Below are 14,328 nucleotides of genomic sequence, written 5' to 3' on the forward strand. Positions count from 1 at the left end.
TTTTTACGATTTACTAAAAATTTCTTTCAATTTAGATTGAAGTTCTGCTTCTCTAAGGTTTTTAGCAATGATTTTTCCGTCTGGTCCAATTAGGTAATTGGTTGGTACTAATTTTACGCCATATAGAGTTGCAACTTCATTTTGCCATCCTTTTAAATCTGAAACGTGTGTCCAGGTTAATCCGTCTTTTTCGATTGCTTTTTCCCAAAGTTTCTTTTTATCATCCAGTGAAACTCCCAAAACATTAAATCCTTTATCGTGGTAGGTTTTATAGGCTAAAACCACGTTTGGATTTTCTTTACGACATGGTCCGCACCAGCTTGCCCAGAAATCTACCAGAACATATTTTCCTTTATAATCTGATAATTTTACTACTTTTCCGTTTACATCTGTTTGAGAAAACTCAGGCGCAACAGCTCCCGGAGCAGTTTTGTCGTTTAGGTCAATTGTTGCTTTTAACTGTTTTCCGTAAAATGATTTCTGAATTTCAGGAGTCAGAACTGCGTAGTATTTTTTTACTTGTTCAGGAGTTCCATATGATACAATTCGGTCACTGATTACTAATGCTGCGCCAATTTTATCTTTATTTTTCAGGATGTATTTATCTGTCAGATCATCGGCGAAAGCGGCAAGATCCTTCCATTTTTTATCCATCATGGTTTGTTGTTCCGGCGTTAATTTTACTTTTCCGTTTTGCTGTAATGAATCTGATAACTTATAAACAGGTCCGGCAATTTTTTGAATTTCCTTGAATTCGTTATTATAATACGATTGGTATATGTCGTATTGGGTTGCTCCTGTAATTTTGGCTTTAAAAATTGAATCTTTTTTTGCTTCGACTTTAATATTTTCGTTGTCTAATAAAAGAAAAGCGCCGTATTCCTGTCCTTTCAATTTTATGGTGTACAATAAAGGCTCGTTTACTTTTCCTTCAAATATAAAAGCTCCTCCCTTTATCTGTGTAGAATCTACAATTTGTTTGTTTCCTTTTTCATCTGTATTTTCCAGATATACAGTTCCTTTATCTAATCCGGCAATGGTACCGTTGATGGTATAACCTTCCTTTTTAGAGCAGGAAGTAATTGTGGTTAAGAGCGCTAAAGCGGCTAAACCTGATTTTAAGATTGTACTTTTCATGTTGTTATTTTTTTGTTGTTACGATGTATTTTTAAAAAGTTATCAGTTGATAGTTGTTAGTTTATAGTCTCAGTTTTTAATATCAGTATGTGACTGATTAACAGCACTGAATACTGAGACTGCGACTGAATACTAAGAACTGAAAACTATGACTTCAATAATTCTTTTAATTTTTCTTCTAGTGCAGCGCCTCTTAAGTTATCGCTGATAATTATACCTTTACTATCTACTAAATAAGTTGCGGGAATTGTTTTTACATTAAAGGCATTACTTACTTTGTTATCATCTAAAAGATTATGCCATTGCATATTTTCCTGCCCTAGCGCTTTAAGCCACGCTTTTTGATCTTTGTCTATTGAGATGCTCAATATTTCAAACCCTTTATCCGAATAAGCGGCATAGGCTGTTTTTAAATTCGGAATTTCTTTACGACATGGACCACACCACGATGCCCAAAAGTCTATTAGAATGTATTTTTTTCCTGCTATAATATCTTTTACATTATATGCTTTTCCGTCTTTATCATTTAATGCAAAATTAGAAAAATTTGTGCCTACCAGCGATTTAGGATTTACTTCTTTTTCTACTAATTGTCCGTAATAGCTTTTTTTAGCTGTTTCTGAAAATTGTGCAAACACAGGTTTTTGATCCGGAGTAAAGTAAGAGTATTGTGTGAGCATAAAAAATGGTCCCCACCAGGTGGCTTTGTGCTTTGCGATTAGATTCTCTGAACTTGATTGTACTTTTGCAAAAAAGGCTTTTTCATCTGCTTCAAATTTTTTCCATTCCGGAGAGTTTCCAATAGAATCCATTTGTTTTTTGTTGCCTGATGTTCTTGCTTTTGCATATAAATTAGAAATCTCTTCGGTTCCTTTATGATATGCTACATAGTCGTTGTTTAAATCTTCTCTAAAAGCAGTTTCTTTTTTGAAATAATCATTTGATTTTGATCCTGTAACCACTTCATTTTTAAAATTGATTCTTTCATTCTCTTTTAAAGCTTCTGTTTCTGCGGTAACTTTTATTTTAGAGTTTTCAACCAGAACCGGAATGTATCCTTTGTTTTTTCCAAAGGAAAGATAGAATAAACGAGGTTCTTTTAATTTTCCTGTAAAGCTAAATTTGCCGTCTTTACTGGTTGTTTCGGCAACTGCATTTTCTGATGAATGCGTCGCTCCGGGAATCAACTCAATTATGGTTCCGTCTGCAAGTCCTTTTATATTTCCTTCAAGGGTATACGATTGTGGAGCCGCTTTTTTAGTCTGTGCGAGATTGCTGTAAGAAACCATAGAGAAGCCCAGACACAATGCAAATATTTTATATTTAATTGTATTCATTTTTTGATTGCTGTTTTTTAGAAAAAAGCTTCCTTTTCGGAGTTTCTGATCAGGAAGCTTTTAAGATTTTTATTTTGCTACATTTTGGGTAATTGTTCCGTTCCCCGGGTTTTTAGTAGCGCCCTGAGGAAATGGCATTGTCCATAAATGCGATGTTGATGATAAGCTGTAAGTTGTTCCTGCATCTACTTTTGAGAAACTTACTTTATAAACGCCTTCTGCATTTAAACGACGCGCATCTGCAAAAGGAATCAGGGTTAAGATAAGTTCGTTGTTCTTTGTTTTGAAAATAGCATTTAGTGCAGCCGTTTTATCTGTAGTTACTATATCCTGATACAAAGCCGGAAGAATACGTGTTTTACGAACTTGATTAAGAACCGCTAATGCATCGCTTATTTGTCCTGCTCGGGCAAGACATTCTGCTTTGATCAAATAGACTTCTACAGTTGTGATTCCGCCATAATTAAACATACCGGACAAGGTTCTTCTGTAATAAGTTTCTACTCCAACGGTCCTGATTTTCCAACGTGATTTAAAGCGAACATCTCCGGCTTCAAAGCGTTGTGCACGGTCTACGGGAATACTAAATTCTGTAGATAAATAAGTGGTAGCACCATGACGATACGTATAATTCTCAACATAATCATATCCCATTGGAGATGGCGTATTGGTATAAGAATTAGGCAGATCGATTATGGTTTTATTAGTGGTATAATAAGCGTTCCAGTCGTATAGTTTATTGTTTTCGGCAAGAGCCAGATTTGCATATTTTAAAGCCTCTGTATAATTATTCATTTGCAAATAAACGCGGGAATAAAAAGCATAACCTGCTCCTAGATTGGGATGCAAAGCCGTTTGTGAGACTTTTGGTAAATAAGGCAATGCTTCTTTTACATCTGTCAGAATAAAATCATACAGTTCCTGAATGGTTACCTGCTTGCTTGGTGCATTAATATCTGCGCTTGTAATTAAAGGAACAGATAATTTTGTTCCTGCTGTTGAGGCCTCATAAGTATCTGCATAAAAATTGACCAGATTATAGTATGACATGGCACGCAAAATTTTTGCCTCAGCCCAAACCACTCGTTTTTCAGCTTCGGTTGCTTCAGTTGTGGTTAAGGCATTTGAAATAATCAAATTAAAGGTTGAAATTCCTGCATACTGTCCGTAATATAATCTTTCGTCTGATTGTTTTAATTCGATACGATCAGCCGTTTCATCCCACATATAATTGGCTTTTGTCAAACGTTCAGCAGCGAGAGTGGCTATATCGATAAATTTATCGTTCATGAGGTTTAACGCTTGCGCTGCATCTACACTTTGGTTGGTGTATTCGTCCCGAAGAAAAGCTTCATAATCAGCCAATGTTGTTGGTATTTTAGATCCCTTTGGCGCATCATCCAAATAATTATCACAAGATGCCACAACCAATCCTAATGCTAAAATGTACAGTATATTTATATATATATTTTTCATAGTATAGTCTTTTTAATTAGAAGTTAATGTTTACACCAAAAACTAAACTTGGAGATTGAAAACCATTTAAAAGATATTTAGCATCTCTGCTTTTTGCTATAGTAAAAACATTTTCAGCATTTAAATTAAAGCGTACATCTTGTAAGCTCACTCTTTTGATCACATCTTTTGGCAATTGATATCCTAATGAAACATTGCTTAACCTGATATTCGAAGCATCAAGAATATTAATATCTGCATAACGATAAATATCTCGGGAATCAGAAATAAAATCTGCTTCGTATTCATATACTGCACGAGGTACATTCGTAAAAGCTTCATCGCCGGGCTGTTGCCAGCGGTTTGCGATATTTTTATTTACAGTGGTAATATCTGTTACATAACTTCCTAATGCGCTAGAATAATTATTCTCTAACATGGGTAAAAATGTATTTCTTATTTTATGTCCTAACTCATAGATAAACAATGCCGAAAGGGAGAAATTTTTATAATTTACCGATGTATGAAACGATCCGCTATGTGTTGGTACAGTTGAACCATAATCCTGAATTGCATTTAAATCAGCTGGATTGTAAATCACTTTTTCGCCTTTTGCATTATAAACCTGAGGTAAACCTTTCTCGTTTAAACCTGCCCATTTATACCCGTAAATAGTGTTGTAATCGTTACCAATTCTGGGATAAGAAGACGGATAGTCTAATTGCAGGTAATATACGGGAGCTTCGACTTTTACATAATCGACTTTGTTTTTGTTATAGGCATATAAAACTGCTGCATCCCAGGAGAATGAACCTGCTTTTACAATTGTTCCTCTTAAACTTGCTTCTAACCCTTTATTGGTCATTTCTCCGTTATTTATTCTATAAGTCGAATAACCAAATCCTTCTGTTGGAACTCCGTTACTGCTTGCTAATAAATCTTGTCCTTTTTTATGGTAAACATCAAAAGTTCCGCTTAATCTGTTATTAAAAAATGCAAAATCTAAACCTATATTGGTTGTCGTTGTTTTCTCCCAGGATAATTCAGGATTTGGTCTTGAATTAACATATCCCTGATTTCCGCCAACATTTGTATTGGCATAATAACTGGCTGTTAAGTATGGTGCAGAATCTTTGGCAACATTTCCTCCAATACCATAAGATCCGCGAAGTTTAAGCATGTTTATCCAGGAAACTTTAAAGAAAGATTCTTTATCAATATTCCACGCTGCTCCTGTAGACCAGGTTGGTTTATTTTGATATTTATTATCTGTTCCCCAAAGATTGGAACGGTCCCAGCGCAAACTACCTGTTAATGAATATCTTCTGTCATACGTATAACCTCCTGTTCCGTAAAAAGAAACGTATCGGTTTACCAATTCACGATCTGCTGCAAAATTATTTACTCCCAAGCTGCCTCCAAAAACAGTTCCGTATACTTTTAGCAAATCAGCCTGATTTACCGGTGTGTAAGATAAAGTTTGTTCATCCCACCCGTAACGTGTGTTATCACCGTATTCTACTTTTGAGTGACGAATTTCCATACCTGCAATGGCGGTTACATCATGTACATTATTAAAAGTCTGATCAAAATTTAACTGCTGACGGAAGTTGTAAGCATTCGTAAATTGATTTGTTTCTTTTAAAATGTCGCCATAAGGCAAATTATAAACGGCTTTATTATTAGCAATGGTTACTAAACCATTTACTGTAGACCTAACATTAAACGATTCTTTATCTCTAATTAAACTGCCGCGATCAACACCGTATTCGTACTGAAACATTGTATTATAGGTAAGTGCATGACTGAATTTTACATTAAATTTTGCAAAAGTTCTGTTCAATAAGTTTTTAGTTTTATTTATGTTACGCCCCAATTCATCCATTGGTGTGATATCCATGTTGTAAAGACCATATGTCTTCATGGACTGAAGCGTAAAATTATTATATCGTGATGCTGCTGTAGAAGTAAAATTTGATCCATCATCATTTACTAACTGATTGTACATCTGAAATTTAAATTGTGGTTTGAGAGTACTAAAAGGATCATAGGTTTGTGTATCACTTTCTCCATAATTCATGTAAGTCCCTAAATCTAAAGACAGCCAGTTTGTAATATCAGTTGAATTTTTTAAATTAATTCCAACTGATTGGTTATCAGAATAGCGGTCTTCAAATTTGTTTCCTTTATAAGTCAAGGAAGCATTAAACGTATTTGATTCAGTTGCTTTACCTAAACTTACGTTATGCTGAATAAAATATTGGTCGCGTTTTGCATATCTCGCAATGTCATCATAATACCTGTATCCTTGCGAACCCAATTGATTTAAACGATTATTCATCTCTGTTTGGGAAATGTTTCCTGCATAACCATTTAAAAGTGTTTGCATTCCCTGACTTGTAAATACCGCATTGTTTAATAAAGATTGTGCATAAGTATTTGCATTTGCTCCTTTTAAACTCGGGTTTGCATCTGCCCAGCCTTTTTCAAGACCAATAATATCCCCTGCATCCGTAAGATTTCCGGTATAATTTCTATACGGAGTCACGGTAAGATTACTTGAAAATGAAATATTTGTTCGTCCGGCTTTTGCTTTTTTAGTAGTAATTACAACAACTCCGTTTGCTGCGCGCGCACCGTAAATAGACGATGCAGCTGCATCTTTAAGAACTGTAATAGTTTCAATATCTTCTAAGTTTAAGTTTGGTAAACTTTCTGATAAACGAAAATTTCCATCATACTTGGTGTTCTCAATCGGGAAACCATCAATCACATACAAAGGTGTTGTAAGACCATTCATAGAAGTTGTACCACGAATTTTACCCCCCTGATACCCTACAATTCTTCCTTCCAGAATTTTGTCCAGACTGCTTAAACGCTGTTCCTGGAAATCTTTTGCTTTTAAACTAGAGAATGACCCTGTCGATTTTTCGGCCGAAATATTTTGATAACCTGTTGTCAGGACTACTTCGCCCAATTGCAGCGTTTCTTCTTTTAATACAACATTGATAACACTTTTGCCTTCTACTTTTATCTCCTGTCTGATATAACCCAGATAAGCAAAAGCCAATGTCGTTTCGTTGCTTACGGTAATAATTTGATATTCACCATTAAAATCAGTCTGAACACCTCTTCCTGAACCATTATCAGAAACTGCTGCCCCTACTAACGGAATCCCTTTTTCATCTGTAACTTTACCTTTTACAATAAAATCTGCCTCTTGCTTTTTACTAACAGGCTGAGACGGTTCCGCTGCTTTTTTAGGCGTTAGAATAATATGGCTTCCTGACACTTTATAATCAGTACCTGTATTTTTAAAGATCGTATTCAGAATCGTTTCTATAGAAACATCATTGAGCCTGACGTCTATTTTACGGTCTAAATCAACTGATCTTATATTGTAAACAAATCTATAATCTGTAGTATACTCCAGCTTTTCAATAACTTTACCAACGGTCATGTCGCTGGCATTAAGTGACATTTTTGCTTTTTGTGAGTACGAAACTCCTGCCTGCATCACTGTCAAAGTGGTCAATAAAAATAGTGTAGTCAATTTCATCTTCAAATCAAATTTCAAAAAAGGCTTGTCGAACCTGATTTTGTTCAATAGTTTTTTCATACTTTTAAAATGTTTTTTAATGTTGGTTGGTTAATTAACTGATCGCATTTATCCTACCGGGAAATGTTGGCGCATTTTCCGGTTTTTTTATATAAATGACAATCCTTTTTTCCGGACTTTCTGTTACATAGGCGTCTGTTATTTTGGATTATTTGATTGTTAGATTTTTGGATTATTAGACTTTTAGATTATTTACTAAAATTCCTAATTCTATTCTCTTTCTTCTCTCCTCTTGCTTCTATTCTCTTGCTTCTATTTAATCGTTATTTCATCCTCTTTTATCTTATAATCTATCGCGTAACTATCGCTAAAATATTTTAAGACCACTTCGATAGGTTCATTGTCAAAGCGGGCGTTAAAAATTTCTTTTCCCAATGCTTTATTTTTATTAATAAACGTTACGTTATAATGGCGTTCAAGTTTTTTAATAATCGCATCAAAAGAAGCATTTTTAAACACCAGGCTTCCTTTTACCCAAGCCGTGTAATAATCTGTATTTACAGGTTCAGCAGTAATCTTTTGCTGTCCTCTTGTACTCGTTCCTTTCAATCCCGGAGTTAAATAAACCTGATTGTCTGTTGTTTTTTTATCTTTATACAGAGAAACTTTTCCTTCGACCAAAACAACATCTGTACTGATATCTTCTGTATATGAATTCACGTTGAACTTAGTTCCCAGAACCTCTACCTTTATTTCCTGTGTATTTACCGTAAACGGATGTGCTTTGTCTTTTGAAACTTCAAAATAAGCTTCACCGGTTAAATACACTTTCCTGCTTTGATTTTTCAGGAACTGAACCGGATATCGCAATGAGGTTCCGGCATTTAAATGCACAATGGTACCATCTGATAACTGAACTTCAAATTTTTTACCGTACGGAATTTTCAAAGTGTTATAAACTAATGCTCCGTTTGAATACGCATTTGCATATACCAATCTGTTTTTCTCTTGTTTCCCAATTACTTTTCCGTATTTGTCTGTTATATTTCTGGCTTCAGATGTATCGATTGTTTCTGACGATTCGTTATCGAACTGCAAAACAATATCATCTTGTCTTGGTACCACAACATTTGCTGCAGGATAAAGCAAATCCGATTTTTGATAGAAATAAAATCCGCCTAAAACCAAAATCAAAATTGCCGCATATTTATAATAAGATGAAAATCTTCTTTTTTGAAAAACCGTATTCTCTTTCTCAATTCTGGCTGATAATTGTTTTTTTACCTCATTTGAATCAAAGGTGTACATTGCAGCATCGATTGCGTAGTTTGTTTTGACAAAATCCCTAAACACAATTTGATTTTGCTCTTCTTTAAGCCATTCCGTCAAGGTTTCGATTTCGTCTCTACTCGCCTGATTTGTGATAAACTTAACAATTAACCGCTCTGACTTTTTCACTGTCATTTTACTTGTTTTTAATATTATTACGAAGCAAAAAAACAAAACCCTAACAATTTGATAAAGTTTTTTTCATTTTGGTGATTTTTTTATTTTTCACAAGTCTTTTCTTTCAATAAACTATACTAATTTGATAGAAATAAAATAGTAAATGTTTTTATCTTTGCAATTTTGAGCCTTTTTATTTGTACTAATTTTCAAATAGAAAATGAAAAAAAGGGTGAATTTCAAGAAATACACCACTTATTTTAGTCCTAAAAACTATTAATTTATATATTTGGTTTTATGAATATTGATGATTATAACGATAACGCAACATTAATTGAGTCTCTTAGCAAAGGAGATGAAAGCGCTTACAGCTATCTTATCGACACGTATCATCATAAACTTTGTGTGTATGCCAATAGTCTTGTAAAAAATATTTACAGTGCTGAGGATATTGTGCAAAATGTTTTTATTAAAGTTTGGGAACAACGCACAAGACTTAAACCGGATCACGCCTTAAAAAGTTTTCTTTATAAATTGGTGTATAATGAATTCATTGATTTGTACCGAAAAAACCAATCCTTGTTTTCACTCGAAAAATCGTATTATGATGCGTTAAACTCTGTTATTCAGGAAGATGATTCAGAGTCATTTCAGCGTGTGCTGAATGTGGTAAACAGAGAAATCCAAAACCTTCCGCCCAAATGCAAAGAGGTTTTTATTTTAAGCAAAAAAGAAGGTTTAACAAATATCGAAATTGCAGAACATCTCGATGTATCTATAAAAACGGTTGAAGCCCAGATTACCAAAGCTTTTTCGATCTTGAGATCTTCATTAGAAGAAAAAGTAAGAAGTGTTTTATTTATGTTATTTTCTAAGAAAAAAAAATTCAGACTCCACTAAACGTTTCCTCTGAATTTTGATATAATTTTTTTTACGTATATTTTTTAAACACATAGAAACATAGCTTTAGTTTGTTTAAAAAAGGCATTTCACTTTACATTAATTCACATAGCGATCTGTAAAAAATAGCTAACTTTTGCGCAATACAACAAATATATTCTCTAACTTACTGTTTCTAAAAGTCTTGCCTCTTGCTTCTAAAAGTCTTGCTTCTTACTCTAAAACTCCAACACAGGCTTCTCCATATCATGATACAAAAACACTTTCCAATGTTGTTCTTTTGCTTCCTGCTCCCATTTTTTTCGGGATTCCATGGCACGTTTACCATCAAAATCAGTTTTATAGGCAACATGCATTTTTAAATACGCTTCTTGTGGCAAATCATCGGCCCCGTAAAAGATAATTTCATTATTTTCTTTAATCCAGAAAACCTGATGAAATGGCGAATGTCCTCCGGAAACCTCATAGACAATTTCGTTTGTAATTTCTCCCTTATCATCCTCAAGGAATTCTACATTTGGAAACTTTTTTACTTCATTCAAAATCTTCAGATTATAAGATGGATGTTGTTGCGTTAAAGCAAAATCAAGTTCTCTTTTTTGCATATAAATCTTCGCATCCGGAAAATTTTGGACAAATTTATCGCCGTCAAAATAGCCAATTCCTTCGATATGATCTTTATGGAAATGAGAAATCAGGACTTTTGTAATTTGTTCCGGCATAATGTTATGACTTTCGAGCAAATGATGAATTAAAGGTTTTCCATTTTTGGTAAATCCTAAACCTAGATCCAATACTATATAATCCTTTTGGGTAACAATCAAAAAAGGCTGAATCGCCATTTTAAGTCCTGAATCAAGCGGGAATTCATTGATCAGTTTAAATTCTTTTTTGCTGTTTACAACGTAATTCCCTTCTTGTAATGGTATTATTTTCATTTTACTCTGTCATTATTTGTTACAAAGGTCTAAAGAATTTCTATATTTGTAAAACCTTATTTTTCGATAGCATCAATCGATAAAACCGATTTGTAAAATGGAACTCAGACAACTTAAATACTTTCTTAAAGCAAAAGAATTGCTCAACTTTACCGAAGCTGCAAATAGTTTAAACATCAGCCAAAGTACTTTATCACAACAAATTAAACAGCTTGAAGATGAACTGCAGATTTCGCTTTTTAACCGCATTGGCAAACGAATTACCTTAACCGAAGCCGGCGCATTATTCTCAGGTTTTGCGCTACAAAGTATTAGCAAAGCAAATGAAGGTTTTCAGTTATTAAAGGATTTAAACAATCTTAATACCGGAAAAATTGCCATTGGCGTAACCTATGCTTTACGTGATATCCTGACCCAAACCGTAATCGAGTTCAACACAAAATATCCTGAAATCGAATTCGAGATTGTATTTGGCACTTCTAAGGAGTTAATAGAAAAACTAAATCATTTTGAATTGGATGTAATTCTGACTTTCGAAGAAATTATTACCGAAAATCATTTTAAATATCAGGCACTTTTTACCTCGCCAATGACTTTGGTAACGGCAACAGAATCGGCTTTAAAAAACAAGAAATCAATATCCCTAAAAGACATCAGTAAACTCTCTCTTGCGCTTCCTGCAAAAGGATATAGTACCACACAATTTATCAGTGATGCTTTTGCCAAAAGCAAATTGCATCCAAAAGTAGCGATCGAAATCAATGATATTCCAACACTTTTAGAACTCGTAAAAAGCGGCAATTGGTATACGATTCTAACCCAAACCACGATTAAAAACGAAAAAGGAATTTCCTGTATCCCTATCGAAGGAAAAAACATGACCAGAACTGCAATGATAATTTCGATTAAAGAAGTCTATGAAAAGAAAGCGGTTAAGGTATTTTTAGATATTTTGAAATCCTTGCTATAAAATAAAAAAGCCTTCAAAACAAGTGTTTCAAAGGCCTTTAATTATCTAATACTAACCAAAATATTAAATAATATTATTTACGGTTTAAGCTCAGTAAACTTCGAATCGAGTTCGAAAGATTTCTTTACTTTTTCGACCATAATTTCATTGGTTACTGAAAATTCAGCTGATTTTTTTATGTCTAAAGATGATGCTCCAACGAGAACTTTATAGGTTCCGGCTTCAGCAATCCAGGCGCTTTTATTTTCTAAAAACGAAGCAAGGTCTTTTGGCGATAAAATCAGTTGTAATGTCTGGCTTTCTCCCGGTTTTAGTTCTTTGGTTTTTGCAAAAGCTTTTAATTCTTCTTTTGGTTTATCAATTGATTTTGAAGGAGCCGAAAGATATAACTCAACTACTTCTTTTCCTGCCGTTTTTCCGGTATTTTTTACCGTAACAGAAACTGTCAATTTATCTTTGAACGTTGCAGAACTTAGTTTTACATCTGTATAATCAAAAGTTGTGTACGAACTTCCAAAACCAAATTCATACGATGGTTTTACGTTGAAGGTATTAAAATAACGATATCCCACATAAACACCTTCTTCATAAGTTACTTCTTTTGGATTATCGACCGGAAATCCTGGAAAGTTTTTTGCCGATGGTGTATCTGCGTATTTCATAGGGAAAGTCATGGTCAATTTTCCTGATGGGTTTGTTCTCCCGGAAACCACATCAGCAACAGAATGTCCACCCTCCTGACCTGGCTGCCAAGCTAATAAAATAGCATCTGCTTTATCTTTCCACGATGCTGTTTCGATTACACCGCCAATATTTAAAATAACTACTACTTTTTTTCCTTTTTCATGAAAAGCTTTCGAAATCTTGTCCAGCATTTCGATCTCTTCATTTGCCAGATTAAAATTATTATCCACCACTCTGTCTCCGCCTTCTCCTGAATTTCTTCCTAAAGTCACAAATGCGATTTCAGAACTTGCTGCTTTTTTAGCTATAAAAGCATCGTCCATTTTCATTTCAGGAAGTCTTTCCGGCAAAGCCAGAATTCCTCTTTCTTTTCTTCTTTCCTGTTCAGCTGCAACTTCTTTTGCAGCGTGTGGCTGATACAAACCAACCAATTCCTTATCTAATTTGTAACCCGCAGCCGTTAGTCCTTCTAACAGAGAAACGGTATGTTTGTTATTCACGCTTCCGCTTCCTGTACCGCCTGTTATCCAGGCGTAGGAAGTAACTCCAAACAGGGAAACTTCTTTTTGTTTATCAGCAAATGGCAATGCATTATTGTTGTTTTTAAGCAAAACCATTCCTTCGGCAGCAGCATTTCTTGTTACTTCTGCATTTTTAGTCAGGTTGGGTTTATCACTGTATTTATATTTGGCAAAAGTGGGCGTACGAAAAACATATTCTAAAATTCTTTTTGCATTTGTATTTGCAACTTCCTGAGGCAATTTACCGGAGTTCAAAGCGTCAAGCAATGCTTTTTTCTGTACCGGAATTCCGGGCATCAAAAGATCGTTTCCGGCAATCATTTGTTTGACAACATCAGAGCTTGACCCTTTTTGTATGGATTCGAAACCCGGAAAACCGCCAAACCAGTCCGTCATTACAATGCCTTTAAAACCCCATTCGTTTCTCAAAACCTCAGTTAATAAATCTTTTCGGTCAGATGTATATTCGCCATTAAGTCTGTTGTAGGATGACATTACCGTCCAGGGCTGTGATTCTTTGACTGTAATTTCAAAACCTTTCAAGTATATTTCTCTGATTGCTCTTTCAGAAACGTGTGCATTGATCGTTAACCGATTGGTTTCTTCGTTATTTACAGCAAAATGTTTAATCGAAGTTCCCACGCCTTGCGACTGGATTCCGTTTACAATTGCTGCTGCCGTTTTCCCAGAAATCAAAGGATCTTCAGAATAATATTCGAAGTTTCTTCCGTTTAATGGATTTCTCTGAATGTTCAAAGCAGGCGCCAATAAAACGTCAACACCATATTCCTTTACTTCATTTCCCATTGCTTTTCCAACCTCTTCTAAAAGTGCTTTATTCCAAGTCGACGCTAAAGCTGTTCCCACAGGAAATGCCGTTGCATAATATGTTTTTGAGTCATTTTCTCTGGTTGGTTCAATTCTTAAACCTGCAGGACCATCGGCTACAACAGTTGCAGGAATTCCAAATCGCTCAAAAGCAGCAGTTCCTCCGGCAGCTCCGGGAACAAGACCTTGTTTAGAATCTCCTACAGGTCCGGTCAGAACCTCAATTCCAGGCATTCCGGTTCCAATAAGCAACTCCGCTTTTTCGGCATTTGTCATTTGCTTGATGATGGCATCAATTCTTTGATCTACAGAAAGGCGTGTATCTTCCCAAGGATCTAATTTTCCGTTTCTGTTTAAATCTAAAAATTTAAATCCCTTAATAGTAAGAACCGGGGGATTTGTTTCATCATTCGGAATTTTATTCCATGATAAATTAGAAAGCACTAATGCCGTCAAAAGAGTCAGGCGCGCTGTTTTTATAATTGGATTTTTCATTGTTGGAAATTTTAATTTGTCTTTAGAAATTTTAGAACTATTGCTTAAGTATTTTCAT

The 14,328-nt window shown here is 34.7% G+C and carries 9 protein-coding genes; 2 read left to right on the forward strand and 7 right to left on the reverse strand.

The features are described 5' to 3' along the window. Positions 1–3: 3 nt before the first annotated feature. The 5 genes from RC62_RS11070 to RC62_RS11090 all read right to left on the reverse strand — a co-directional run bounded on the left by RC62_RS11070 (position 4) and on the right by RC62_RS11090 (position 8,952). On the reverse strand, positions 4–1,137 hold the full coding sequence (locus RC62_RS11070) for a TlpA disulfide reductase family protein (protein WP_055095281.1): 1,134 nt from the start codon (positions 1,135–1,137) through the stop codon (positions 4–6). A 146-nt stretch (positions 1,138–1,283) separates the two neighbouring features. Beyond that, positions 1,284–2,474, reverse strand: a complete 1,191-nt coding sequence (locus tag RC62_RS11075) for a TlpA disulfide reductase family protein (RefSeq protein ID WP_082421276.1) — start codon at positions 2,472–2,474, stop codon at positions 1,284–1,286. A gap of 69 nt (positions 2,475–2,543) precedes the next feature. Further along, positions 2,544–3,950, reverse strand: a complete 1,407-nt coding sequence (locus RC62_RS11080; protein ID WP_055095283.1) for a RagB/SusD family nutrient uptake outer membrane protein — start codon at positions 3,948–3,950, stop codon at positions 2,544–2,546. 16 nt (positions 3,951–3,966) lie between these two features. Then, positions 3,967–7,548, reverse strand: a complete 3,582-nt coding sequence (locus tag RC62_RS11085; protein WP_055095284.1) for a SusC/RagA family TonB-linked outer membrane protein — start codon at positions 7,546–7,548, stop codon at positions 3,967–3,969. 252 nt (positions 7,549–7,800) lie between these two features. Continuing rightward, positions 7,801–8,952, reverse strand: a complete 1,152-nt coding sequence (locus RC62_RS11090; RefSeq protein WP_055095285.1) for a FecR family protein — start codon at positions 8,950–8,952, stop codon at positions 7,801–7,803. Positions 8,953–9,231: 279 nt separating this feature from the next. Here RC62_RS11090 and RC62_RS11095 point away from each other — a divergent pair, with 279 nt between their 5' ends. Beyond that, a complete protein-coding gene (locus tag RC62_RS11095) occupies positions 9,232–9,834 on the forward strand; it encodes an RNA polymerase sigma factor (RefSeq protein ID WP_055095286.1) in 603 nt (200 codons plus the stop codon). A gap of 218 nt (positions 9,835–10,052) precedes the next feature. Here the strand turns inward: RC62_RS11095 and RC62_RS11100 are convergent, their stop codons facing one another. Then, positions 10,053–10,772, reverse strand: a complete 720-nt coding sequence (locus RC62_RS11100; protein WP_055095287.1) for an MBL fold metallo-hydrolase — start codon at positions 10,770–10,772, stop codon at positions 10,053–10,055. Between the two features lie 97 nt (positions 10,773–10,869). On the opposite strand from RC62_RS11100, the gene RC62_RS11105 reads away from it, so the two are divergent. Further along, a complete protein-coding gene (locus RC62_RS11105) occupies positions 10,870–11,742 on the forward strand; it encodes a LysR substrate-binding domain-containing protein (RefSeq protein WP_055095288.1) in 873 nt (290 codons plus the stop codon). Between the two features lie 77 nt (positions 11,743–11,819). Here RC62_RS11105 and RC62_RS11110 read toward each other — a convergent pair whose 3' ends face one another. After that, positions 11,820–14,270, reverse strand: a complete 2,451-nt coding sequence (locus RC62_RS11110) for a glycoside hydrolase family 3 C-terminal domain-containing protein (RefSeq protein WP_055095289.1) — start codon at positions 14,268–14,270, stop codon at positions 11,820–11,822. Positions 14,271–14,328: the final 58 nt, after the last annotated feature.

The organism is Flavobacterium aquidurense (assembly GCF_001404985.1).
In the GTDB taxonomy this organism is placed as follows: domain Bacteria; phylum Bacteroidota; class Bacteroidia; order Flavobacteriales; family Flavobacteriaceae; genus Flavobacterium; species Flavobacterium aquidurense_B.